At 29.5% G+C, this 26,981-nt stretch carries 22 protein-coding genes; 18 read left to right on the top strand and 4 right to left on the bottom strand.

Annotated features, from left to right (window positions below; translation table 11 throughout):
• Positions 1–111: 111 nt before the first annotated feature.
• Together ACTHUW_RS08715 and ACTHUW_RS08720 are read left to right on the top strand one after the other, a co-directional pair.
• Positions 112–774, top strand: coding sequence for a hydantoinase/oxoprolinase family protein (locus ACTHUW_RS08715; protein WP_442213078.1), 663 nt, complete (start codon positions 112–114; stop codon positions 772–774).
• Entirely contained in the window at positions 764–2,071 is a 1,308-nt protein-coding gene (locus ACTHUW_RS08720) for a histone deacetylase family protein (RefSeq protein ID WP_442213080.1), read from the top strand. The genes ACTHUW_RS08715 and ACTHUW_RS08720 overlap by 11 nt, the downstream gene beginning before the upstream one ends.
• 27 nt (positions 2,072–2,098) lie before the next feature.
• On the opposite strand, the gene ACTHUW_RS08725 is transcribed toward ACTHUW_RS08720, so the two are convergent.
• Entirely contained in the window at positions 2,099–3,721 is a 1,623-nt protein-coding gene (locus ACTHUW_RS08725; RefSeq protein WP_442196745.1) for a hypothetical protein, read from the bottom strand.
• Positions 3,721–4,422, bottom strand: coding sequence for an ABC transporter ATP-binding protein (locus tag ACTHUW_RS08730; RefSeq protein WP_442196746.1), 702 nt, complete (start codon positions 4,420–4,422; stop codon positions 3,721–3,723). Before ACTHUW_RS08730 ends, ACTHUW_RS08725 begins: the two co-directional genes overlap by 1 nt.
• A gap of 187 nt (positions 4,423–4,609) precedes the next feature.
• Between ACTHUW_RS08730 and ACTHUW_RS08735 the strand changes: the two genes are divergently transcribed.
• A complete protein-coding gene (locus ACTHUW_RS08735; RefSeq protein ID WP_442199591.1) occupies positions 4,610–6,397 on the top strand; it encodes an aminopeptidase P family protein in 1,788 nt (595 codons plus the stop codon).
• Positions 6,398–6,438: 41 nt separating this feature from the next.
• Here ACTHUW_RS08735 and pepI read toward each other — a convergent pair whose 3' ends face one another.
• Positions 6,439–7,320, bottom strand: coding sequence for a proline iminopeptidase (gene pepI, locus ACTHUW_RS08740; RefSeq protein ID WP_442196748.1), 882 nt, complete (start codon positions 7,318–7,320; stop codon positions 6,439–6,441).
• 13 nt (positions 7,321–7,333) lie between these two features.
• Positions 7,334–8,422, bottom strand: coding sequence for a M24 family metallopeptidase (locus tag ACTHUW_RS08745; RefSeq protein WP_442196749.1), 1,089 nt, complete (start codon positions 8,420–8,422; stop codon positions 7,334–7,336).
• Between the two features lie 273 nt (positions 8,423–8,695).
• On the opposite strand from ACTHUW_RS08745, the gene ACTHUW_RS08750 reads away from it, so the two are divergent.
• From ACTHUW_RS08750 to ACTHUW_RS08820, 15 genes are all read left to right on the top strand, one after another.
• The gene (locus tag ACTHUW_RS08750) at positions 8,696–10,108 is read left to right on the top strand and encodes a peptide MFS transporter (protein ID WP_442213082.1); all 1,413 of its coding nucleotides are present in this window, start codon (positions 8,696–8,698) and stop codon (positions 10,106–10,108) included.
• A gap of 113 nt (positions 10,109–10,221) precedes the next feature.
• Positions 10,222–11,976: a sigma-54 dependent transcriptional regulator PrdR gene (gene prdR, locus ACTHUW_RS08755; RefSeq protein WP_442196751.1), complete on the top strand. Its 1,755-nt coding sequence runs from the start codon at positions 10,222–10,224 to the stop codon at positions 11,974–11,976.
• A 357-nt stretch (positions 11,977–12,333) separates the two neighbouring features.
• Positions 12,334–13,617, top strand: coding sequence for a proline reductase-associated electron transfer protein PrdC (gene prdC, locus ACTHUW_RS08760; protein ID WP_442196752.1), 1,284 nt, complete (start codon positions 12,334–12,336; stop codon positions 13,615–13,617).
• A 39-nt stretch (positions 13,618–13,656) separates the two neighbouring features.
• Positions 13,657–15,552, top strand: coding sequence for a D-proline reductase (dithiol) proprotein PrdA (gene prdA, locus ACTHUW_RS08765; protein ID WP_442196753.1), 1,896 nt, complete (start codon positions 13,657–13,659; stop codon positions 15,550–15,552).
• 29 nt (positions 15,553–15,581) lie between these two features.
• A complete protein-coding gene (locus ACTHUW_RS08770; protein ID WP_442196754.1) occupies positions 15,582–15,866 on the top strand; it encodes a CBO2463/CBO2479 domain-containing protein in 285 nt (94 codons plus the stop codon).
• A gap of 32 nt (positions 15,867–15,898) precedes the next feature.
• Complete coding sequence (gene prdB, locus ACTHUW_RS08775; RefSeq protein WP_442196755.1) at positions 15,899–16,624, top strand: D-proline reductase (dithiol) protein PrdB; 726 nt, start codon at positions 15,899–15,901, stop codon at positions 16,622–16,624.
• A 100-nt stretch (positions 16,625–16,724) separates the two neighbouring features.
• Positions 16,725–17,486 carry a proline reductase cluster protein PrdD gene (prdD, locus tag ACTHUW_RS08780; RefSeq protein ID WP_442196756.1) on the top strand — a complete coding sequence of 254 codons (762 nt, stop codon included), beginning with the start codon at positions 16,725–16,727 and terminating at the stop codon, positions 17,484–17,486.
• Positions 17,487–17,506: 20 nt separating this feature from the next.
• On the top strand, positions 17,507–17,980 hold the full coding sequence (locus ACTHUW_RS08785; protein WP_442196804.1) for a glycine/sarcosine/betaine reductase component B subunit: 474 nt from the start codon (positions 17,507–17,509) through the stop codon (positions 17,978–17,980).
• Positions 17,980–18,984: a proline racemase gene (locus ACTHUW_RS08790; RefSeq protein ID WP_442196757.1), complete on the top strand. Its 1,005-nt coding sequence runs from the start codon at positions 17,980–17,982 to the stop codon at positions 18,982–18,984. Before ACTHUW_RS08785 ends, ACTHUW_RS08790 begins: the two co-directional genes overlap by 1 nt.
• Positions 18,985–19,067: 83 nt before the next feature.
• Entirely contained in the window at positions 19,068–20,045 is a 978-nt protein-coding gene (locus ACTHUW_RS08795) for a TSUP family transporter (protein ID WP_442196758.1), read from the top strand.
• Positions 20,046–20,358: 313 nt separating this feature from the next.
• The gene (locus tag ACTHUW_RS08800) at positions 20,359–20,940 is read left to right on the top strand and encodes a helix-turn-helix domain-containing protein (RefSeq protein WP_442196759.1); all 582 of its coding nucleotides are present in this window, start codon (positions 20,359–20,361) and stop codon (positions 20,938–20,940) included.
• Positions 20,933–21,835 carry a trans-4-hydroxy-L-proline dehydratase activase gene (locus ACTHUW_RS08805; RefSeq protein ID WP_442196760.1) on the top strand — a complete coding sequence of 301 codons (903 nt, stop codon included), beginning with the start codon at positions 20,933–20,935 and terminating at the stop codon, positions 21,833–21,835. Before ACTHUW_RS08800 ends, ACTHUW_RS08805 begins: the two co-directional genes overlap by 8 nt.
• Before the next feature lie 5 nt (positions 21,836–21,840).
• Positions 21,841–24,198: a trans-4-hydroxy-L-proline dehydratase gene (gene hypD, locus ACTHUW_RS08810; protein ID WP_442196761.1), complete on the top strand. Its 2,358-nt coding sequence runs from the start codon at positions 21,841–21,843 to the stop codon at positions 24,196–24,198.
• A 27-nt stretch (positions 24,199–24,225) separates the two neighbouring features.
• A complete protein-coding gene (gene proC, locus ACTHUW_RS08815) occupies positions 24,226–25,029 on the top strand; it encodes a pyrroline-5-carboxylate reductase (protein WP_442196762.1) in 804 nt (267 codons plus the stop codon).
• A gap of 74 nt (positions 25,030–25,103) precedes the next feature.
• Positions 25,104–26,882 carry an aminopeptidase P family protein gene (locus ACTHUW_RS08820; protein WP_442196763.1) on the top strand — a complete coding sequence of 593 codons (1,779 nt, stop codon included), beginning with the start codon at positions 25,104–25,106 and terminating at the stop codon, positions 26,880–26,882.
• Positions 26,883–26,981: the final 99 nt, after the last annotated feature.

Below are 26,981 nucleotides of genomic sequence, written 5' to 3' on the forward strand. Positions count from 1 at the left end.
GTTTAAATGAAAATAAGTTAGTTCTATTAATCAGATATTATTTTTTAATAGAGAAACTTTTAGTAATTTAGAACCTGCCACATTTAAGTGTGCAGAGTAGTCAGAGATGCTATGATTGTACTTGGTTATTTACAAATAGGTGATGGAAAAAAAGCAGAATATGTAATAAGTAACTTAGGTAAAAAAATTAATAAGAATGCCAAGGAAACTTCTCAAATAATATTAGATCAAATAATAGATAAAATCTATATAAATATAAAGCAAATATTAGATAAAATTAATTCTAGACCAATATATACTATAAAAGAATTACTTTCAGATAAAAAAGTAATTCCTGAATCTATAAATATTATTGGAGGACCTGCTAAGATACTAGCACCTATGATAGAAAAGAAATTTAATCTACCTTGTAATTATCCAAAAGATTATGATGTAGCAAATGCAATAGGATCAGCACTTGCAAAAGCAACTACAAAAATAACCTTAAATATAGATACTAATTTGAAAAAAATGAATATTCCAGAACTTAATATTTATGAAGCTATAAGTGGAGATTATACTTTAGATGAAGCTAAAAATTATGCATTAGAATTATTAGCTAAGGAAGGATTAGAAATGGGATTAAATGAAAGTGATATAGAATCTGAAATAATAGAGGAAAGTAGTTTTAATATGGTGGAAGGATTTTTTACTAAAGGTAAAATAATAAGAGTGATAGCCCAAATAAAGCCAGGCTTAATAGAAAGTTTTAGAGGTGATATAAGTGAAAGCTAAAAACAAGTTAGCTATAGTATTTTTCCCAGCCTTTGATTGGGAGGTAAGTCCGACTCATCCGGAAAGAAAAGAAAGATTATTATATACTATGGATCAGATAAAAGAAGAAGGAATAGAGGATATAGAAGGTATAGACTTCTTTAATCCTATAGTAGCTGATGAAAAAGATATTGAAAGGGTCCATTTTTGCGTCCCAAATACAAATGATATTCTTAGCAAAGCTCACTATATTTCTGCAGGTGGGGCTATTAGAGCTATGGAAGAAACTATGAATAAAAATGTGGATAAATCATTTGCACTTATAAGACCTCCAGGACATCATGCAAACAGAATAGTTTATGGATCTAAGGGATTTTGTGTAATAAATAACGAAGCTATAATGATTGAAAAAATGAGGAAAAAATATGGTGATTTAAAGGTTGCAATAATAGATACAGATTGTCATCATGGTGATGGTACAGAAGATATCTATTGGAATGATAAAAACACTCTTTTTATATCAATTCATCAAGATGGAAGAACACTTTATCCAGGAACTGGATTTATAGGAGATTTAGGAGGACCTGCTGCATTTGGTTATAATATAAACATACCCTTGCCACCTCAAACAGGTGATGAAGGTATATTATATATATTAGAAAAAAATATAATGCCTATATTAGAAGATTTTAAACCTGATATCATAGTAAATTCTGCAGGACAAGACAATCATTTTACAGACCCTCTAACTAATATGAATTTTACAGCAAAAGGATATGCAAGGTTAAATGAAATATTGAATCCTCATATATCAGTATTAGAAGGTGGTTACTCTATAGAAGGAGCACTACCTTATATAAATATAGGCATAATACTTGCTATGGCTGGGATTGACTATTCTAACATGGTAGAACCAGGCTATGATAAAAGTAAATTAAAACAAAGCAAAAATACAAATAAACAAATAGAAAAAATATCAGATGATATAAAATATATTTGGGAAAATAAAGAATTATTTAAAGAAGATTATATGGAGAAAAAGGATATTTATAAGAGAGAGCGAAATATATTTTTTGATACTGATAATATTATGGAAACACAAACACAAAATTTCAATGAATGTAAATATTGTGCTTCCTATGACACTATAAAATCTAATAGTGACAATGGATATAATATTTTTGCTATAACAATTCCAAATAATACTTGTAAAGATTGTATAAAAAAAGCCTATGAACTATATGATGATAGTTCAAAAGCTGAATATACAAATATATACTTGCAAGATAGGGTTAATGATAAATATAAGTCAAGATAGTGGGTATCCACCATCTTGACTTATATTTTATTTGACTCTAAATGTTTTAGGAGCTTTTTTATAAACAAGTGTTATTGCAATTAATATATAAACAATTGCAATTACTATTGTAATAGGTAAAAATATTTTTGCAGGAGCAGTAATTTGTAGTGACATATATGAAATAAAATATACTAAAAAATTAATGATACTGAAAAATGGATTTTTAACCTTTAAATCAGTAGTATATGGTTGGAAAATATAATACATGAAAATATAATGAACTGAAAAAAACAAACTAAGTACTATAATAAACAACAAAACTGGTATTAAGTTTATTATATTTGATGGACTATATATTAAAGTAATAATAATCAAACAAATACATAATATAAGAATTGGAATAATATTGCTAAAAACTATTTTTTTAAGTCTTAAAAAGAAAGTTTTTAAAAGTGCATCACCTTGCTTGTAAAAACCATACCTTAAAAGTGACTTATCACAATTATAAAAGAGTGATTTTACAATCGTATCTGAATTAGACAATAAATAGATAAAAAAAGTAAAAATAGTGTATCCATTTACTATATAATTAATCAATTCTTCCCCTACAGCAGCTTCTATAAATAAATTAACTAAAAATATAATTATAAAAACAGCTACAATAATAGATGATTTTATTATCATAGGTTTGTATATTATTCTTTTATGTCTTTCAAAAAAGAGAGCATTTAAATAGTCATAGCCTTCTTTGTCATTAAATTTACTTGTATGCAAATCTTCATCACTATAATTTTTTTCTTTCAATTTAACATTTGCAAAATTAGCTTCACTTATAGCTTGATTTATTTTTTTGAAATCTTCTATAGTATTTTTATAATTTATCACATTCCAAAAGTTGTTATATTTATATAAATATGTAATAGAAAGGCTAGCTAAAATTAAAAGCACAATAAATATAAGACTACTATTAAAGAAAAATGATATAAAATTAAAATATATTTCAATTTGTAAAACAAGAGCTATTACATAGGTTAATACCATTATCACTGAATAAGCTACAACTGTTATTATATCTCTTGCATTTTCACTTTCTTTTTTATTTAAATCTTTTTTAGCAAAGAAATATAGATAAATTGCTTCACTAATCATATTAGCAGAAGATATAATTAAGGCTACTTTGATACCAAAAAGAAAATTTAAGCTTAAAAAGCTAAAAAATATAGAAAATAATAAAGCTTTACTAAAGAAATTTAAAATTTCTCCAAAAAACAACTTTGAAAGAAAATAATTTCTAGGATGCATTTTCAACTGTTTTACAATTATAAAACTTTCTCTATCTGTACTTAGTATTTTTGAAAGAACAAATGGAAATAAAATATAAAAAGAAAATATAAGAACTAATATCTTGTTTATATCTACTTCACCATCAAAAACAATAAATACAGGTAGGAACATTGTGAGTAAAAATATAAGAGCTGATTTAAAGGGTGTTGATATCAATTTATATATTAGAGACAAAGTACTTAAAGCATTTTTAAGCTTAAAGAAACTATAATTACTATTCTTAAATAATCTTTTTATTAATGGAATTTTTTTTAGGAAATATAAAAAGGCATTTATTGATGTAGAAAATTGTATATTTGATATTTGTACTATTGTTTTAAACATCAATTTATCTCCTCAAGCATAGATATAACTTTATCTTCAAAATCAGTATTTTCTAATAGTTCCTTTTCCATAAGTGATAGTTTACCATTATTTAAAGTTACTATCTCATCACATAAATCTTTTGCAAGTTGAAGTATATGAGTAGAAAATATAATTATATGATCCTTTCTAATTTCTCTAAGTAATCTTTTGATTTCTAAAGCTACTACTACATCAAGTGATGTAAGAGGTTCATCGAGTAATATTACAGGGGGCCTTCTTATAACAAACATTAACATTTGTAATTTGTTTTTCATACCATGAGAATATGATTTTATTAATTTATGTCTATCTTCATGATTTATTTTTATGATTTCAAAATATTCATCTATCGAAAGCGGATGATCTAATCTATCTTTATTTATATCAATAAAGAATTTAATGAATTCGAAGCCTGTTAAAAATTCTGGTAAGACAGGGTCTGAATATACGTATGATAAATCTATAGATTCTAATTTTTTTCTTTCCCCATCAATTTCTATGTAAACATCACCACTATCTTTTTTTAATTCTTCAGCTAATATATTAAAAAGGGTAGTTTTTCCAGCACCATTTCTACCAAGTAATGCATAAATACTACCTTGGGAAAATTCAAAGTTGATATCTTTAAGTACTTCTTTATTTTCAAATGATTTACTGATATTTTCAATGATTAATTTCATAATTACCTCCAATATTTTCTATTTACCATATAAAAGACTATCATAAAGATAATTTATTATCAATAGTCCAAAATATTATAAAAAACAATTAATTAAGTTTTTATAACTATTCTATTAACTTGAAATAATAGGGTATTGTTATATAATATAAGTATAATAATAGAATTATAAATTAGGAGGTAAGAAAATGAAAGTATCTGAAAGAATAGGTAAATTACGCGATTTAATGGATGAAAAAGGAATTGATATTTACATAATTCCAACAGCTGATTTCCATCAAACTGAATATGTAGGAGATCATTTTAAGGCAAGAGAATTTATTACAGGATTTTCTGGTTCTGCTGGAACTGCACTAGTAGCAAAAGATGAAGCATATCTTTGGACTGATGGAAGATATTTTATTCAAGCTAGCAAAGAACTAAAAGACTCTCCAGTTGAGCTTATGAAAATGGGAAGTCCTGGAGTACCTACTATAGAAGACTACCTTAGTGATAAATTAGCTGGAGGTGGAACATTAGGCTTTGATGGACGTGTAGTATCAATGGGTTCAGGTCAGAAATATGAAGAGATAGTAAATGAGAAAGATGGTAAGATCATCTATAAGTATGATTTAATAAATGAAATTTGGGATGATAGACCAATACTTGCCAAAGAACCTGCATTTTTACTTGATATAAAATACAGTGGGGAAGAGGTTTCAAGTAAGTTAGAAAGAATTCGTGAAAAGATGAAGGAAAACAATGCTACAACACATGTACTTACTACATTAGATGACATTTGTTGGACATTAAATATCCGTGGAGATGATATTGAATTTTTCCCACTCGTTTTATCCTATATGATAATTACTATGGATAAGGTAGATTTATATATAAATGAAGCAAAATTAAGTGATGAAATAAAAGCTAAACTAAAAAAAGATAATGTAGTACTTCATGCTTATAATGATATATATGAAGACATTAAAAAGATTGACAAAGAAGAAGTGTTACTAATTGATCCATCAAGGTTGAATTATGCACTTTATAATGATATACCAAAAGAAAATGAGAAGGTAGAAAAAACAAACCCTGAAATAGTATTTAAAGCAATAAAAAATTCAACTGAAGTTGAAAATATGCGCAAGGCACAGATTAAAGATAGTATAGCTCATGTGAAATTCATGAAATGGTTAAAAGAGAACATTGGCAAAGAGAAGATTACAGAAATGAGCGCTTGTGATAAGCTATATGAATATAGAAAAGAACAAGGGAATTATATATCACCAAGTTTTGAACCTATATGTTCTTTTGGTGAAAATGCAGCTATAGTTCACTATACATCTACTCCAGAAACGAATATAGAGCTTGAAAAAGGAAATTTCTTTTTAAGTGATACAGGAGCAGGATATTATGAAGGATCTACAGATATTACAAGAGCATATGCTCTAGGTGAAATTACTCCTGAGATGAAAGATCACTTTACCTTAGTAGCAATAAGTAATTTAAATCTTGGAAATGTTAAATTTTTAAGTGGAGTTACAGGAATGAATCTTGATTATGCTGCAAAAAAACCGTTTTGGGACAGAGGTCTTGATTATAATCATGGAACTGGTCATGGTTTGGGCTATCTTCTAAACATTCACGAAGGTCCTACTGGATTCCGTTGGCAACATCGTGATCATGAGGTTCATCCTTTTGAAGAAAACATGATTATAACAAATGAACCAGGAATTTATATTGAAGGTTCTCATGGAATTAGATTAGAAAATGAATTACTTGTTCGTAAGGGAGAAGAAAATGAATATGGACAATTTATGTATTTTGAAGCTATAACTTATATACCTATGGATTTAGATGCTATAAATCCTGATATGATGACTAATGAAGATAAAAAATTATTAAATGATTACCATAAACTTGTATTTGAAAAAGTTTCTCCTCATTTAAATGAAGAAGAAAAAGAATGGTTAAAAAAATATACAAGAGAAATATAAACAGAAAAAAATGTTGCTGAAAGATTCAGCAACATTTTTTATTAATCATTTTTATTTAACCAATCATTTAAGATTCTTATATATTTTTCATTTTCTTCAACAAATGGCATATGACGACTAAATTCAAATAACTCCCATTTGGAATTTGGAATCTTATCATACATTGTTTTTGCAATAAGTGGAGAACATAAGTCAGTTAATCCACTAGTGATTAAAGTTGGAACCTTTATATCTTCAATTTCATCCATGAAATTAAAACCTTCTAATGTTCCAGATGGACTAAATTCATTTTGTCCCCAAGCTGTCACATATGATTGAGTTCCAGCATTTTTAGGTCTTCTTAAACATTCTGGAGAATTTTCATCTACTGGACCAGCACAATACCTAAGCATGAATTCACCTTCAGCTTCTTGATATTCTTTAGTGCTATAATCGTGAGACTCATCTGCCTTTCTGATAGCTTCTTGTGTATCTTCAGGTAAATAAGCAATTCTTCTGCGTTGTTCTTTTTCCCATAGTTTAGAATCAGGGAGTGTGCTAGATAATATATAAGACTTTATACCTTCAGGCTTGAATGTACATTCATAATGGATTGCAAGCATTCCACCCCAAGATTGTCCTAATATGTGAACTTCATCTAAATTTAAGTGCTCACGTAATTGTATTAGCTCATCAGTCCAGGTTTCAGCATTCCATAGTTCAGGACGATCAGGAATAGAAGACTTTCCACAACCTATTTGATCATACATAATAACCTGACGACCATCCTTTGCTATATCATCAAGAACCTCGAAATAATTATGAGTAGATCCCGGGCCTCCATGTAACAATAATAATGGTCTTTTTCCGTCTTTACTTTCACCTACTATACGATAATATGTTTTATATTCTCCAAACGGCATATATCCTTCAGTAACTTTCATAAAAATCTCCTTTTTATTTAGATTCAGGTACTACAATTATATCTTTTGTGAATTTGTTTAAAACTTCGCATCCATCTTCAGTTGTTATAAGAATATCTTCAATACGAACTCCAATACCTTCTTCTGGTAAATAAATTCCTGGTTCTACTGAGAAAGCTTGACCTGGCTTTATTATATCTTCATTTACAGATGAAACATCACCAAATTCATGATCTTCAAGTCCTATCGAATGTCCTGTTCTATGTGTAAAGTATTCTCCATATCCTTTTTCTTCAATATAGTTTCTTGCAGCTAAATCTACATCACACATTCTATTCCCAGGTTTTGCAGCAGCAATTCCTCTTAAATTAGCTTCAACAACTATGTCATAAATTTCTTTTTGTCTTTCAGATACTTCACCTAAAAATACAGTTCTTGTCATATCAGATGCATAGTTCTTATAAAAACCACCTATATCTAATATAACGCAATCTCCATGTTTTCCTTTTGTATCATCAGTAACATGATGAGGATCAGCTGCTCCTTTAGCATAAGCAGTTATTGGATCAAAAGAAACTTCATCTATACCATGACTTTTATATATTTCACGTACTTTAGAATTTAATTCTTTTTCAGTTAAACCTTTTCCAACCCATGGAATCAATTCTTCCATAACAAGATCATTTAATCTTGAAGATTCTCTCATTATTTCTATTTCATCTTCATCTTTAATCATTCTAACATAGTCCACTATATCTGAACCATTTACAAATTTACTGTCAGTTAAAAGCTCTTGCAATCTTAATAAGAATTTAGATGGCCAAGTTTTATCTATACCTATTACTTTTCCATCTTCTAGATACTTAGATAATTTTTCAACTCCATCTTCAATGTCGTTATACCATAATATTTCAACACCAAGATCTTCCTCTTGAGGGAATAACTCATTGATAACTATCTTATGGTTACCATTAGTGTTTAGGTATAATGCTAATAATCTTTCTCCTGGAATAATCCATTTGCCTGTTAAATAAAAAATAGCATTTGGATCAGAGATGATTAGTTGAGAAAGTTCTTTTTCTTTCATTGACTTTAAAACTCTGTTTACTCTACTTTCATTCATATTAAAACCTCCTAAAGTTTATAATTAGATTATGTCAACAATATATCAATATAAATGATATTAGTCAAGATATAAAGAACTTTATATATGATAAATTAGAGTAATAATTTCATGCATTTATTAAAAAAACGTAAAAAATGGATGTGTTTTAACCATCAAATATTTTTTTTCAGATAAATGAAAAAAACGTTTGTACTAATATTTTTTTTATGTTATTATATATTTGAAATGTTAGGTAAATAATAAACAAATAAAAAATAGGAGGTATGAAAAATGGAAAATGTACAAAAACAAAAAAGACCACTTGGCTTTTATGTATGCTCGCTTGCTTTCACATTTGAAAGATTTGCATTCTATTCAGCTAAATGGTTACTAACCATATTTGTGGTTGCAAACATTGCAGAAGGTGGACTTGGACTTACTCCTGCAGATGGAGCAAAGATGTCAGCAAACTTAGTTGCATTTACTTATCTTGCACCACTTTTTGGTTCTGTTATATCAGACAGATTTATAGGAGCGAGATATTTAGTACCTGTAGGAATGGTACTTATGGGAGCAGGTTACCTAGTAGGTGCCAATGCTACAAGTCCACTAATGGCTAATATGATGATAATTTTAGTATCTATTGGTACGGGCTTGTTTAAACCACAAACAAATGCCATTACAGGAAGATTGTTTAAAGATAAAAAACAATTAGATGGAGCTTTTTCTATTCAATATTCATTTGTTAATGTTGGATCATTTATTGGTACTACTATAATGGGTTCACTTACATTAGCTACTAGTTATTCATTTAGTTTTACAGTTTGTGCAATTGTTATGTTTATTGGTGCTGTTGGATTTATATTTGGATGGAGATATTTAGGTGAAGCTGGAAAGAGACCATTTAAATATGATGAAAATAGAGAACAAACTGATGTTATTAAAGAAGTTAAAGAAGAAAAGAAACCACTTACAACTATTGAAAAGAAAAGAGTTGGAGCTATTGTATTGGTATCATTCTTCTCAGTTATATTCTGGGTATTCTGGTACCTAGCTTATATGCCAGTGTATTTTTACTGGGGCGCTGATGGTACTGGGGCTGCACATGCAAATTGGTTCCTAGGTAACTTTGAAGTTCCAACTATCTGGTTTGACTCGTTAAATGCTTTAATGTGTATAGCATTAGGACCTATACTTGCTAAATTATGGTTGAAATTATCTAAAAGACCTCAAGGTGATTTGAGCATGTTTAAAAAGACTTCATTAGGTATGATTACTCTTGGTATATCTTATGTAATATTTACAGCTGCTGATATATTTAGAGGAGAAGCACTTGCATCATTACTTTGGATAATAGCATTTGGTATGGTATTGTCATTAGGTGAAATGCTATTCTCGCCACTTGGTAATTCATTTGTAAGTAAATACTCTCCACCAAGATTACTATCAGTTATGATGGCTGTTTGGACATTTGCAGTATTTATTGCAGGTAAATCATATGGATGGATATATGAATTTACTTTAAAATTTGAATTTGTAAATGCATATGCTACAATCGCAGCTATAGCTATTGTTTCAGGTATAATACTTTGGGCTATGGATGGTAAACTAAAGGGATTAGTAGTAGAAGATGATGAAGAGGAAGAAAATTTTGAAACTGCTGCAGCAAATCCTCCTCATGACATAGATAATACTAAAAAATAAAAATATAAATAGACAAACCCACAGGCTAGCCTGTGGGTTTGTTTTTTATAATATCTATTATATAATGAATATAATAGATATTATAAATTATATTTACAAAGGGTGGTTTAATTATGTTTTTTGACTATAATGAGATATTGGTTAAGGATGTTCTTGATAAAAAATTCATTATTTTAAATGAAAATGACTCACTTAATGAAGCTATAGAATCAATGCTTAAAAAAAATATACAAGAGGTATTTATAAAAGATAAAAGAAAAAAAATACAAGGTGTTATAACTTTATCTGATATATCTCTTATATATCAAAATATATCTGATAATATAATATTAAATAAATTTTTAGTCAAAAAATTTATATATGTTTCTAAAAATGAAACACTATCAAAGTGTAGAAGTATAATGATAAAAAATAAAATTGGAAGATTACCAGTTATAGAAAATGATAAAATTATAGGGGTAATAAGGGCAGAGGAAATAAGAGATTACTTTTATATGAATTTAGAAAAAATGGGTCAAACTCTACATCACATAGTAAATAATATTCATGAAGCTCTTTGTTTAATAGATACCAAAGGAAAAGTTATGATATGGAATAAAAATGCTGAGGATTTATATGATATAGCTAAGGAAGAAATAATAGGAAAAAATATAAAGGATTTTTTTCCGGATTCAATAAACTCTAAAGTACTAGAAACAAGAAAAGAAATGACTAATACCTACCATACCCCAAAAAAGAATTATAGGGTTGTTGTCAATGCCTTACCTATATTTATTAAGGGTGAATTTGAAGGTGTATTAACAACTGATAGAAACATAACTGAAGTTACAAGTCTATCTGATGAATTAAAAAAAGCTAATAATACATTGAAATTTTTAGAAAGTGAATATAAGAGACTTAAAAGTGATGATTTTGGAAATGTAATAGGCAGAAGTCCTAAAATAATAGAAAAAATAAAAATTGCTAAACAAGTTGCAAAAACTCATATTTCTGTATTAGTGAGTGGAGAAAGTGGTACAGGAAAAGAAGTTTTTGCTAAAAACATTCATGACTATAGTGGAGTTAGTGGTCTATTCATACCAGTAAACTGTAGTGCTATACCAAATGAACTTTTTGAATCTGAATTTTTTGGTTATGATGAAGGAGCATTTACAGGGGCAAGTAAAAAAGGAAAGATGGGTTTTTTTGAATTGGCTAATAATGGGACCTTATTTTTAGATGAAATTGGTGAATTGCCACTATTTATGCAGGCAAAATTACTCCGAGTTTTACAAGATAATAAATTTAGTCGAGTTGGAGGAGAAAAACTTATAAATACTAATGTTAGAATAATTTCAGCTACCAATAAAAGTTTAGTAGATATGGTTGATAAAGGAAACTTTAGAGAAGATCTTTTTTATAGGTTGAATGTAATTGAAATTGAACTACCACCATTAAGAGAGAGGAAAAATGATGTGGTCTTATTAATACATTATTTTTTGAAAGAATTAGCAGAAAAGAACAATAAAAAAATACCCAAAATAAGCTCAAATGTTTTAGAAATTCTCAAAAAATATAATTGGAAGGGCAATATTAGGGAGCTTAAAAATACAGTTGAGTACCTTTTGGTACTATCAGCTAATGATGTTATATATGAAAATATGTTACCACATCATATATTAGATGAAGTGGGCGATTATAAAAAAAATATTAAAGATGATATTATTAAATCATTTGACTTAAATAAATCTATAGAAGAATTAGAAAAAAAACTGATAAATGAAGCATTAAATGAAAGTCAGGGAAATAAAGCAAAAGCATCAAAATTACTTAAGATACCTAGAAGTACTCTTCATTATAAAATTAATAACTATGGTATTGAAAGATAAAATATACCTTCAAACAACTAGTGTCAATATACTGACTCTAGTCTAAAAACTGACACTTTGAATTATTCCTAATCTTAATAATACAATGTTAATATATCAATGTTTTATAGATTTAATTAAAATAATTATAGATAAAAACATGTCAATAACCTGACTAACCGAAAATTCTATATTTGATATTAAAAATATTTTTAGTATTAAATATAGAATAAGTTGGACTATTACTTAGTTTGATGATATGATATAAATGTTGGCATGCTTATTGCTTTATATAAAGAATGTATGTTTTAAAGCATAAAAGTTAATGTTTTAACATAATTGCAAATTAAATTTAAAATGCTAAGGAGGTGGCAAAGAATGAATGTTGAATTATTATTAAGGCAACACGTTGGTGCACCATGTAATCCAGTTGTTAATGAAGGCGAAGAAGTGAAAAAAGGCCAATTAATAGCTGAACCAAATGGGCTAGGTGCCAATATACATTCAAGTGTATATGGAAAGATAACAAAAATTACAAGTGAAAGTATTATAATAGATGCATATGATGATCAACCTGAAGAATATGTAAAGCTCAGCGAAACTGATGATAAACTTGAGTTAATTAAAGAAGCTGGGGTAGTAGGAGCAGGAGGAGCAGGATTTCCAACTCATATTAAATTAAATATAGATTTAGATGGCGGATATATGATTGCTAATGCTGCTGAATGTGAACCGGATCTTAAGCATAATATAAAATTAGTAGAAGAAGATCCAGAAATGATAGTTAGAGGCGTTAAGTATGGTATGGAACTTACAAATGCTTCAAAAGGCTATATTGCTATAAAGTCTAAGAACAGAAAAGCAGTTGAAGCCCTAGAAAAAGCATGTAAAGATGAAGAAAACATTGAAGTGAAATTCTTATCAGATATGTATCCATCAGGTGATGAAAGAGTAATAATAAGAGAGTTATTAGGAATAGAATTAGAACCTGGTGAATTACCTTCAAAAGCTAATGCGGTTGTAGATAACGTAGAAACATTGAAAAATGTTGTAATAGCAATTGAGGAAAGAAAGCCTGTAATCACAAAAGATGTTACTGTAGGTGGTAGAGTTAAGGAAGCAATAGATGGAAATGCTATACTTGATGTTCCACTTGGAATGCCTGTAATTAATTATATAGAACAAAATGGAGGATATATTAAACCTCATGGAGAAATTGTTCTAGGAGGACCATTTACAGGTAAACATGGAGAAGAAAATTCACCAGTAACTAAAGTTTTAGGTGGTATTTTAGTAGCTATGCCTTTTCCTAAGGAAAAAAGAAAAATAGGCGTTATAGAATGTGAATGTGGAGCTCAACTAGATAGACTAGAAGAAATAGCTGAAGGAATGGATGGAGAAATTGTAACTTCTACTAAATGTAATAGAATGGAAGAAGTGAATGGTAGATATAGATGTAATTTACCAGGCATATGTCCAGGTCAAGCAGAAAAAGTGTTTTATCTTAAAAAACACGGTGCAGAAGCTATAATAATTGGAACATGTGAGGACTGAACTAACACAGTGATGAAAGTAGCTCCTAGGTTAGGAGTGCCAGTGTATCATAGTACAGATCATGTTTTAAGAGCAACAGGTCACAGATTATATAGAAGAAAAAAATAATAAATGAAATATATATTTTTGTAAAGGAGGATATTATAAATGTCAATTACGAATGAAACTGCGAAAGAGCATGCTAATGACAAGGCCATAACTTGTTGTAGAGTAGAAGCTGGAGTAGTAATCCAACCTTCTAATTTAGAAGACCCTAACTTAACTCCAGATTTAGAAGCATCAGGATTGTTAGAGATTCCAGAAAATGCATTAAGAATTGGAGAAGTTTTAGGTGCTAAAACAACTCAAGTTATCGATGCTTTAACACCATTAACTTCAGAGGTGTTAGAAGGAATCACTGAAATGGAGAAAGAAGAAAGTAGTACAGAAGAAGAGGTAGAAGAAGAAAAGACAGAGGCTGTTAAAGAAGTTGAACCTGTTGAGTCAGTAAATCCTGTAGAGAGTTTTTCTGGAGGAAGTGTAAAAATCCATATAGGTGAAGGTAGAGATATTAATCTTGAAATCCCACTTTCTATAGCAGGAAGTGTTACAAGTACATCTGCTAACCAAGTACAAGAAAATTCAACTAATAGCACTCAAAATACAAGTCCAGAAACTAAGGAAGAACCAAAAGAAAAAGTCTTAAGAAAACTTATGAGAAAGCATTTCTTTATAGATAAAGTGGAATTAGGAAAAGAGACAAAAATAGAAAATAATACACTTTATATTAAAGAAGATATTTGTAAAGATGCTTTAGAATCTGAAGAATTAGTAGTAGATATTAAATTAGACATCATTACTCCAGATAAATATGATGTTTATAGTGAAACTATAATGGATGTTCAACCAATTGCTACTAAAGAAGAAGGAGAACTTGGTGAAGGAGTAACAAGAGTTCTAGATGGAGTAGTAGTTATTGTAACAGGTACTGATGAAGATGGAGTTCAAATAGGTGAATTTGGTTCTTCTGAAGGTGCATTAGATAGAAATATCATGTGGGGAAGACCTGGATCTCCTGAAAAAGGTGAAATCTTCATAAAAACTGAAGTTAAAATAAAATCAGGTAAAGGTATGGAAAGACCAGGACCTATGGCTGCTCACCGTGCTACTGATGTTATAACTCAAGCAATAAGAGAAGCTCTTAAAAATGCAGATGAAAGCTTAGTAATCAATTCAGAAGAATTTGTTCAAAAGCGTAAATCTGGAAGAAAGAAAGTAGTAATAATTAAAGAAATAATGGGTCAAGGTGCTATGCATGATAATTATATTATGCCTACTGAACCAGTTGGAACTATCGGAGCTAAGGCAAATGTAGACCTTGGAAATGTTCCAATAGTTACATCACCTCTACAAGTATTAGATGGTTGTATTCATGCTTTAACTTGTATAGGACCTGCATCTAAAGAAACTTCAAGACATTATTGGAGAGAGCCACTTGTAATTGAAGCAATGAATGACGAAGAAATTGACCTAGCAGGAGTAATTTTTGTTGGATCACCTCAAGCTAACTCTGAAAAGTTCTATGTATCTAGATTCTTAGGTATGACTATAGAAGCAATGGATGTAGATGGTGCTATCATAACAACAGAAGGATTTGGTAATAATCATGTTGACTTTGCAAGTCATATAGAGCAAGTTGGTATGAGAGGAGTATCAGTAGTAGGTGTAACTTATTCAGCAGTACAAGGTCAACTTGTAGTTGGTAATAAGTACATGGATGCTATGATTGATAACAACAAATCAGCTCAAGGTATAGAAAATGAAATACTTTCAAATAACTGTCTTGCTCCAGAAGATGCTATAAGAGCAGTTACAATGCTTAAATCAAAAATGTCTGGTGAAGAGATAAAAGAAGCTGAAAGAAAATGGAATTCAAATGTTAAATTAAACAACATTGAAATGATAGAAAAAGAAACTGGAAGAAAAATCGAATTAGAAGATAATGAGAAAGCTCTTCCAAAAAGCAAAAAAAGACAAGAAATATACGAACCAGAAAACGATTAATTAGATAAAATAAGTTAGGAGATATCAAAATGGATAAATTAAAATATATCTCTACTGAAAACTATTATGAGGGAATAATTGTGGATGTAACCGATGCAGCAGTAATAATTGATTTCAAAGGACGTATAGGACAATTAAAAGTTCCTAGAAGAATGGTTATTAGTCACAATGATTTAGAGATAGGTCATCAAGTTGGATTTATGATGACTTACCCAGAAGTAATAAGCGAAGAAATTGATGAAAGTTATACTAAAAGTGCTAGAAGACAAATTGAAGCTAGAAAAAAAGCTGAAAAAAGAAATGAAGAAAATTAAGAATTAATACATTATTATGAGGAGGTAAAAAAATGGATTTAACAGTTGTAAAAGGATTACAGTCTGAAATATTTGTTCCTAATACACCTCCAGTAGTATGGACTCCTGTAGAGAAACCACTAAGTGAGATGACAGTTGCATTAGTTACAGCAGCTGGGGTACATTTAAAGACTGATAAAAGATTTAACTTAGCTGGGGATACTACATTTAGAGTAATACCTGGAGATGCAGATAGTAAAGATTTAATGGTATCACACGGGGGATATGATAACGGTGATGTTAACAAAGACATTAACTGTATGTTCCCTATAGATAGAATGAAAGAATTAGAAGAAGAAGGTTATTTTAAAGCATTTGCACCTGTAAACTTTGGATTTATGGGAGGCGGCGGAGACGTTTCTGTTTTCACTGAAAAAACAGGACCAGAAATCGCAAAGCAATTACTTGATGAAAATGTAGATGCAGTTCTTCTAACAGCAGGCTGAGGTACCTGCCACCGCTCTGCCGTGATTGTGCAGAGAGCAATTGAGGAAGCTGGAATACCAACTATAATAATAGCGGCACTTCCTCCAGTAGTACGTCAAAATGGTGCTCCAAGAGTTGTTGCTCCATTAGTTCCTATGGGAGCAAACGCAGGAAGACCAAATGATCCAGAAATGCAAACAAATATAGTGAAAGATTCTTTAGCTCAATTAGTAGAAATCCAAACTCCAGGAAGAATAATAAAACTTCCATATGAGTATATAGCTGAAGTATAAAAAAATATCTGTCCTCTAAAGATTTTAGGGGACAGAAATTTTAAAATAGCATTCTCCTATTAATGTGACTTTATAAAAATATCAATAGAAGGAGAGCAAAATGGATAAAGAAGAAATACTTAGAAGACTTGTAATTAGAAGTTTTCATATAAATAAAGTTGAATTTGACTCAAGGAATTCTATTTCTAATAATTCTTTAAAAATAGATAAAAGTTTTTTAGATAAGACAGTTGATTCAGAAGAATTAATAGATAAAGTTGAAATTGATATAATAAAACCAGGTGAATATGATAAGTTTGTTAATAGTATTATGGACATAATACCTATATCTACAAAAGTATTAGGTAGTATTGGTGAAGGTATAACTCATACATTAACGGGTGCATATATTATGCTTACAGGAATAGATTCAGAAGGAAAACAAATGGCTGAATTCGGATCCTCTGAAGGAATATTAGAAGAACAAATGATTTTTGGAAAAGCTGGAACATCTTCTAGAGAAGATTATATAATTCATATAGATATAACATTAAAGGGTGGACTTCCATTTGAGAGAAAACTTCCATTAGCAGCTCATAGAATATGTGATAAATTTATTCAAAGCTTTAGGGATATCTTAAAGCAAAAAGATGGAAGAGATTCTGACTACTCTTGTGAATTTCATGACAAAGTAAGGCCTGGCAAGAAAAAAGTAATAATTATTAAACAAATAGCAGGTCAAGGAGCTATGAGTGATAATAATATATTGTCTGAAGAGCCAAGCGGTCTTGTTGGTGGTAAATCTATTATAGATATGGAAAATGTACCAATAATATTATCTCCAAATGAATATAGAGATGGAGCTTTAAGAGCAATGACCTAAATGTTAGAAAGGTGATAAAAATGGGAATAGGACCATCTACAAAAGAAACCACATTGCATCATTTTAGAGATCCATTATTAGATGTAGTATCTAAAGATGAAGACATAGATCTTTTAGGTATAATGATGGTAGGAACTCCTCAAGATAATAAAAGTAAACATTTTGTAGGAAAAAGAGCAGCACAATGGGCAGAATCAATGAGAGTAGACGGTGCAATTGTATCTGTAGATGCTTGGGGAAACTCACATGTTGACTATGCAAATACCATTGAAGAGATAGGTAAGAGAAATATACCAGTTGTAGGATTAAGTTTTATAGGAACTCAAGCAAAATTCGTTGTTTCAAATAAATACATGGATACTATAGTTGATTTTAATAAATCTAAAGAAGGTATCGAAACAGAAGTTGTTGGTGAAAACAATGTTAATCATTTTGATTCCAAAAAAGCACTAGCTTTTTTGAAATTAAAGATGAAAAGAAAGGGGACTAAATAATGAGATTTACAAGAAGTATCAATGCTATAGATTCACACACTATGGGTGAACCTACAAGAATTGTAACAGGCGGAATTCCTACTATCCCAGGAAAGACAATGGCGGATAAAAAAGATTATTTACAAAACAATTTAGATTATTTAAGAACAGCACTTATGTTAGAACCAAGAGGTCATAATGATATGTTTGGATCAATTCTAACAGCTGCTGTAAATGAAGAAGCTGATTTTGGTATAGTTTTTATGGATGGCGGAGGCTATCTGAATATGTGTGGGCATGGTTCTATAGGAGCTATGACAATAGCTGTAGAGACTGGAATAGTTGAAGCTAAAGAGCCTATTACTAATGTTACAATGGATACACCAGCTGGAATAATAAAAGGAAAAGTAAAGGTAGAGAATGGAAAAGTTCAAGATGTTTCTATTGTAAATGTACCTGCATTTCTTTATAAAGAAGATGTTGAAATTGAAGTACCAGAAATTGGAACTGTAAAATTAGATATTTCTTTTGGTGGAAGTTTCTTTGCTATAGTTCATGCAAAGCAATTAGGTATAAAGGTTGATACTGAATATAGTGATCAATTATTAAAATATGGATTAAAAATCAGAGAAATATTAAATGAAATTATAGAAGTAGAACATCCTGAATTAGCACATATAAATACTGTAGATTTAGTTGAAATATATGATGAACCTACTCATCCAGATGCTACTTATAAGAATGTAGTAATATTTGGTCAAAAACAAATGGATAGATCTCCTTGTGGAACTGGTACTAGTGCTAAACTAGCTACATTATATTCAAAGGGTGAACTTAAAGAAGAAGAAGATTTTGTATATGAAAGTATTACAGGAACTTTATTTAAAGGTAAAATTGTAGGTAAGACAAAAATAGGGAATTTTGATGCTATAATACCTGAAATTACTGGTTCAGCATACATTACTGGTTTCAGTCAATATGTAATAGATGAAGATGATCCAGTTAAGCATGGCTTCACTGTATAATATTTTAAAATAATTTATATATTTTTTATCTAAGTATAATGTTTTAACTTATACTTAGATAAAAATAAATAGGAGGTAATATAATGATAACAGCAATCTTAGGAGCCTTAGGAGCTTTTGCAGCATGGTTTTCAGTTGTTTTTGTTAAAGATTTTGTCCAGCATAAGGATCAATTAGAAGATAACTCGTGGGCAAAAGTTTCATCAATAGGATTTGTAACTAACTTTTTTGATACATTAGGAATAGGTTCATTTGCACCAACCACTGCATTATTAAGAGGATTTAAACAAGTTAAAGATAGGGTTATACCTGGTACTTTAAACGTTTCATGTGCATTACCAGTTATGACAGAGGCATTTATATTTATTACAGTTATAGAAGTAGATATTTTGACATTAGTTTCAATGCTTGCAGCAGCAACTATAGGTGCGTGGGTTGGTGCTGGTATAGTATCTAAATTACCAGAAAAGAATGTTCAAGTTGTAATGGGAGTTGCATTACTCGTAACAGCATTCTTAATGGCAGCAGGTCAATTTGGATGGATGCCAGGTGGAGGAGATCCATTAAGTGAATCTTTTGATGGCGTTAGAAACGGTTTGATTTATGAGAGTATGGATGTAGATGGAACAATGCTAGGAGTTCCTATTGGAGTTACTGGATTGAAACTTGCAATTGCTATTGTTGTTAACTTTATATTAGGTGCTCTTATGACTGCAGGTATAGGTTTATATGCACCTGCTATGGCGCTTGTATACTTTTTAGGTATGTCACCAAGAGTTGCATTCCCAATAATGATGGGTTCTTGTGCATTCTTAATGCCAGTTGCGTCTGTTAAGTTTGTAAAAGAAGGAGCTTATAATAGAAAAGCTGCAATGGGAATTACTATAGGTGGATTAATTGGAGTATTTATAGCAGCCTATATAGTTAAATCATTACCTCTTGCAATATTAACTTATCTAGTAATAGTAGTTGTTCTTTATACTGGAGTAACAATGTTAATGGCAGCATTTAAAAACAAAGAATTAGAAACTAAACCAGAAATGGATAAGATATCAAAATAGTACTATAAAGAAAAAACCATTTAATGAAGTATACTTCATTAAATGGTTTTTTCTTTATTTATATTTTATAAAAATTTCATATTTATAAAATTAACTTCATCCTACAAAACACTATGTTTTCCGACAATTAAGATATTTAAATGATATTTTAAAAACAAGGACCTATCTATAACTAAAATAATAAAATAAATATTATTGATAATTACTAGACAAAATTAACAATGCATAATATAATAAAAATAGAAGTAATATTAAAGAATATTTCATGCATATGAAAACAAATATGAATATTTCACAAATGAAGGGGGCAAATATGCGAGAAATAGGAAGTGAGATTAAAGAATTAAGAAAACAAAACAATATGACTCTTAAAGATCTAAGTGAAAAGACTGGTTTATCAATAGGTTTTTTATCACAATTTGAAAGAGGATTATCTACAATAGCTATAGATTCCTTAGAACTAATAGCAAGATCTTTAGATGTGGGTTTATCACATTTTCTTTTAAAACCAAATGCTAAAGGGAAATATGTATTAAAAAGTTTTGAACAAGAGGTACATGAAGTTATAAATAATAAATTCATTCATTATAATTTAAGTAATGATTTAAATAAGAAAAGTTTTTTACCTAGGAAGATAGAGATATTACCTATGGAAAAAGAAGAAGATATAAAGGAATACAGTCATAAGGGAGAGGAATTTATTTATGTAATTGAAGGAATCCTAACTCTTTTCCTAGATTCAAAAAGATATGATCTTTATCCTGGAGATAGCGCACATTATGACTCTCAAAAGATGCACAATTGGACAAATTATACAAGTAAGATGGTTAAAATTATTGTTGTTAGTACTCCAAATCACTATTTTGAAGGTGAGGTGAACAGGGATAATGAATAATGCAGTAGTAATGAACATACAAAAATATTCAATTCATGATGGTCCTGGCATACGTACGACTGTTTTTTTTAAGGGATGTCCTTTAGATTGTTGGTGGTGTCATAATCCAGAAAGTCAAAATTTTAACTTTGAATTGATGTTTTTTAAAGATAAATGTAGTGGATGTGGTCTATGTGCAAAAAAATGCAAGCAAGAAGCCATATCTATCAAAGATTCACTTGCTATTACTGATAATTCAAAATGCATATTATGTGGTAAATGTAGTGAAGTTTGCATAAACCAAGCAAGAAAATTGGTAGGCAAAGAATTTTCATCAAAAGAGCTTATGAAAGAAATAAAAAAAGATGAGATTTTTTATGAAGAATCTGATGGAGGGGTAACTTTTTCAGGAGGAGAGCCTCTTTTACAAATTGAGTTTTTAGAAGAAATATTAAAATTGTGTAAAGAACATGGCATACACACTACAGTAGACACCAGTGGATATAGCGATTTTAGCAATTTTGAAAGAATTATAGAATATACAGATTTATTTCTCTATGATATAAAGCATTTAGATGATAATATGCATAAGAAATACATGGGTGTTTCAAATAAATTAATAAAAGAGAACTTAAAAAAATTATCTGATAAAAATGCAAATATATTTGTAAGAGTTCCAATTATTAGAGGAATAAATGATGATGATAAAAATATTGGGGAAACAATTGAATTTTTAAAAGATATTAATATATCTAAGCTTAATTTACTTCCATATCATAAAATGGGAATGGAGAAATATTCACGTATTTCTAAAAAGTATAAGCTTACAGGAGAAGAAAAACCATCTGATGATGAAATGGAGAAAATATTATTAAAATTTAAAGAATTAAATACTAATATAAAAATAGGAGGATGATTTTTATGATGTCAGAAAGAGTTAAGAAATTAAGAAAGCAAAGTGTTGAAGCAGTTCCATATATATCAATGGAAAGAGCAAAGATTGTTGATGATGTGTATAAAAAGTATGAAGGTAGTGTTTCCATACCTGTTTTAAGGGCTTTAGTGCTTAAGGAGTTTATGTCAAAGAAAAAATTATGTATTAATGAAGGTGAGCTTATTGTTGGAGAAAGAGGAGAAGCACCTGCTGCAACACCTACCTATCCAGAACTATGTTGCCATACTATAGAAGATTTTGAGATAATGAATGATAGAGAAAAAATATCATTTAAGGTTGATGAAGAAGCAAAAAAAATGCAAGAAGACATTATTCCTTATTGGGAAAAAAGATCTATGAGATATCATATACTTGAAAATATGACAGATGAGTGGAAAGATTGCTACTTAAATGGTATGTTTACAGAATTCCAAGAGCAAAGAGGTCCAGGCCATACTGTTGCTGATGGTAAAATATATAAAAAAGGGTTCTTAGATTTTAAAAAAGATATAGAAACAGAAATTGAAAATCTAGATTATAATAATGATGATTCTGCTCTTGATAAAAAGATGCAACTTGAAGGTATGTCTATAGCTTGTGACGGGATAATGATACTGGGTGAAAGATATGCTGAACTTGCTAAAGAAATGGCAAGAGAAGAAAAGGATGAAAAAAGAAAACAAGAATTACTTGATATAGCAGAAGTATGCAGTCATGTTCCAGCTAATGCACCAAGGACATTTAGGGAAGCTATTCAAATGTATTGGTTTGTACATTTATGTGTTATAACTGAACTAAATCCATGGGATTCTTTTAATCCTGGTAGATTAGATCAACACTTAAATCCATTTTACCAGAAAGAAACAGAGGAAGGTTCTTTAGATAGGGAAGGTGCAAAAGAATTACTACAATGTTTTTGGGTTAAATTTAATAACCAACCTGCACCTCCAAAGGTAGGAATAACTCTAAAGGAAAGTGCAACATATACTGATTTTGCCAATATAAATAGTGGTGGACTTAAAGCCGATGGTTCTGATGGCGTAAATGATGTAAGTTATTTAGTACTAGATGTTATTGATGAAATGAGATTATTACAGCCAAGCTCAAATGTTCAAATAAGTAAAAAAACTCCACAAAAGTTTTTGAAAAAAGCTCTTAATATTGTAAGAAAAGGTTGGGGTCAACCATCTTTATTTAATTCAGATGCAGTTATTCAAGAAATGTTAAATGCAGGTAAGGATATAGTTGATGCTAGATGTGGTGGAACGAGTGGATGTATTGAAACTGGAGCATTTGGTAAAGAAGCCTTTATTTTAACTGGTTACTTTAATATTCCAAAGGTACTTGAGATAACACTTAACAATGGATTAGATCCTATGAGTGGAAAAAAGCTTGGTATAGAAACAGGAGATGCAAGTAAATTCAAAAATTATGAGGAATTATTTGAAGCATTTAAAAAACAAATGAATCATTTTATTGATATAAAGGTAAGAGGAAATAGGGTTATAGAAAAATTATATGCAGAAAAAATGCCAGTTCCTTTTCTTTCAACAATCATAGATGACTGTATAAAAGAAGGTAAGGATTACAATGCTGGAGGAGCAAGATATAATGTAACTTATATTCAAGGCGTAGGAATAGGAAATATAACAGATAGTCTTGCTGCAATTAAATATCATATATTTGATAAAAATAATTTCACTATGGATGAACTTTTAACAGCTATGAAAGATGATTTTAATGATCATGAAATGATTCTGAATTTAGTTAAAAATAAAGCTCCAAAGTATGGAAATGATGATGACTATGCTGATGAAATAATGAAAGATGTATTTAAAACTTATTATGATACTGTAACTGGAAGACCTAACATTAAAGGTGGAGAACATAGAATAAATATGTTGCCAACTACATGTCATATATACTTTGGTTCAGTAATAGGAGCTCTGCCAAGTGGCAAAAGAGCAAAAGAAGCTTTAGCTGATGGTATTTCACCTTCAAAGGGAGCAGATATAAACGGACCTACTAGTGTAATAAAATCTGCATCAAAAATGGATCATTTGATTACAGGAGGTACTCTTTTAAATCAAAAAGTTACGCCTTCTATGATAGAAGGAGAAGAAGGATTAGATAAATTATCTAATTTAGTTAGAGCATATTTCAAGCTTGATGGACATCATATACAATTTAATGTGTTTAATAGGCAAACTTTACTAAATGCTCAAAAGAATCCTGAAGATTATAAGAATCTTATAGTTAGAGTTGCAGGATATAGCGATTATTTTTCAAATCTTAACAAAGATTTACAAGATGAAATTATAGCTAGAACAGAACAAGTAATATAAATTTAATTTTATGAAAGGGGATTTTTAATGAAAAAAACTTTAGGATTTATAGGTGGAGGAAATATGGGTCAAGCAATGATAGGAGGTATCATTGAAAGCAAAATATTTAATCCAGAAGATATAATGGTATCAGATTTAAATGATAATTTATTAAAAAAGGTAGAAGATAAATATGGAGTTAAAACTACAAATGACAATAAAGAGCTTGTTAAACATGCAGATATAATAGTTTTAGCTGTAAAACCTCATATATGCGACATAGTTATTAAAGGAATAAAGAATGATATATCTGAAGATACACTTGTAGTATCTATAGCTGCAGGGAAATCTATAGGTCAACTTGAAGAGAGTTTTGAAAAAAATGTAAAAATAATTAGAGTAATGCCAAATACTCCAGCTCTAGTTGGAAAAGCAATGTCTGCTATTTCATCTAATGAAAATGTATCAAAAGATGAATTAAGTCAAATTACTGATATATTTGAAAGTTTTGGTGAAGCTGAATTAGTAGATGAAAAATTGATGGATGTCGTAGTTGGAACAAGTGGCTCATCTCCAGCTTATGTATATATGTTTATAGAAGCAATAGCAGATGGAGCTGTGCTTGAAGGTATGCCAAGAGATAAGGCTTATAAAATGGCAGCTCAATCTGTTTTAGGAGCGGCAGAAATGGTATTAAAGACAGGAATGCATCCTGGAGAACTAAAGGATATGGTTTGTTCACCTGGAGGTACAACTATAGAAGCAGTAAGAACATTAGAAGAGAAAGGATTTAGAAGTGCAGTTATAGAAGCTGTTAGAAATTGTACAAATAAATCTAGAAATCTTTCTTAAGAGTATTAATATAAGTAAAGGTTATAACCTTTACTTATATAATTATATAAAAAATATTATTTGGAGGTATTTGTTTGAATATTAAAGAAAACATCAAAAAATTACAAGATTTAATGAAACAAAATGATATTGATGCATATATAATTTCAGATGTAGACCCTCATCAATCTGAATATGTAGCAGAACATTTTAAATCAAGAAGTTTCATATCTGGCTTTACAGGATCAGCAGGTACTGTAGTAATTACAAAAGATAAGAATGGATTATGGACTGATGGAAGATATCACATTCAAGCAGAAGAACAACTTAAGGACTCAGGAATAGATTTATTTAAGCAAGGATTAGAGGATACACCTACTTATATAGAATGGTTAAAGAAAAATTTAGATGAAAATAGTAGTGTAGGTTTTGATGGTAAAGTTATGGCACAATCTAGTGCAAAATCTATAATAAATAAATTTAAAAATACAGGAATAAAAGTAATTGATAAGTATGATTTTATAAAAGAAATTTGGGAAGATAGGGAAAAACAAAATTTTCATGAAATATATAATCATGAAGAAAAATATGCTGGAAAGAGTACAAAAGAAAAATTAAAAGAAGTTAGAGAAAGAATGAAGGAAAAGAATGCCAACTATTATGTTTTAGGAAGTGTAGATAATACTGCTTGGCTCTTCAATATACGTGGCAGCGATGTATCAAATAACCCAGTAATATATTCATATGGACTTGTCTCAGATGATAAGGCTATAGTTTATTTAAACAAAGAAAATCTAACAGATAAAACAAAAGAGGTATTAGAGAAAAACGGAGTAGAAATTAAAGACTATGATGAAATAGCAAATGATTTAAAAAATATAAATGAAAAATCCAATATTTATCTAGATGAAAGTAAAATAAACAGATATTTATATAATGCCCTACCTAAAAAATCAAACAAAATAAGTGGTACTAGTATAATTACATCGATTAAAGCTATAAAAAATGATGTTGAAATTGAAAATCTAAAGAAAACTCATATTAGAGATAGTGTAGCTATGGTTAGATTTATTCATTGGTTAAAAGAAAATATAGGTAAGGAAAAAATTACCGAAATAGATACAATAGAAAAATTAGAAAGTTTTCGAAAAATGGGAGAAAACTTCAAAGAGCCAAGTTTTGATACGATAGCAGGATATAAAGATCATGCTGCTATGATGCACTATAAGGCAGATAGGGAAAGTGAATATACTTTAGAAAAAAAGCATATGCTTTTAATAGATTCAGGAGGACAATATTTAGATGGAACTACTGACATAACTAGAACTATAGCTCTAGGTGAACTTACAGATAAAGAAAAAGAAGATTTCACACTTGTATTAAAGGGTCATATTTCACTTAATAAATTAGTATTTTTATATGGAGCAACAGGTTCAAATGTGGATATAATAGCAAGAGCTCCATTATGGAAGAGAGGAATAGACTATAAATGTGGAACAGGTCATGGAGTAGGATTCTTTTTAAATGTACATGAGGGACCACATAGTATAAGCCCAAGACCTAACACTATAAAATTAGAAGAAAATATGGTTATAACCAATGAACCAGGTATTTATAGAAACGGTGAGCATGGGATAAGAACAGAAAACACTATATTAGTCAAAGAAAAATGTAATACTGAATTTGGTAAATTCATGGAATTTGAAGTAATATCATATTGTCCTATAGATTTAGATGCAATAGATAAAACTATATTAGAAAAAGAAGAAAAAGACTGGCTAAATAATTACCATAAAGAAGTTTATGAAAAACTAAGTCCTTATTTAGAAGAAGACCTAAAAGAATGGCTTAAGAATCAAACAAGAGCCATATAATATATATATTAAAAGTATCCTAATTGACATTTATTAGTTCAAATTAGGATACTTTTAACTTTGTAACTTAATTGTAACCCTTTAATACTGTTTTGTTAC

The sequence above is a fragment of the Senegalia sp. (in: firmicutes) genome (assembly GCF_052088025.1).
GTDB lineage: Bacteria > Bacillota > Clostridia > Tissierellales > SIT17 > Anaeromonas.